The sequence below is a fragment of the Legionella waltersii genome, from assembly GCF_001468085.1.
Lineage (GTDB): Bacteria > Pseudomonadota > Gammaproteobacteria > Legionellales > Legionellaceae > Legionella > Legionella waltersii.
This window is the reverse complement of the sequence record NZ_LNZB01000052.1, coordinates 1-301: the sequence shown is the minus strand read 5'-3', so window position 1 is coordinate 301 and position 301 is coordinate 1.

Sequence of the window (301 nt, the reverse complement as noted above, 5' to 3'; positions counted from 1 at the left end):
ACTCAAAACAAAAGCTCAGTGATACAATGAGTACCTTTTTAAATAAACATAAACAAACCATCAAAGAGCACCGCAATCCCTTCAGAAAGTGGGGCTTTTTTAGACCTGAATCCCCCACTCACACCGAGACATTTCTCACTGAGAAAATGAACAGCCTGAACACTTAACTGCTAGTGGCATTTTAAACAATAAAATGCCACTGGTTTTTCTAAAAACCTATTGCCTCAATGAAAGGTGTTGCCGAAGGACAAAATAAGTACAGAGTCGTTGCCTCAAAATAGATGTTGCTTTTGAGAGGTTT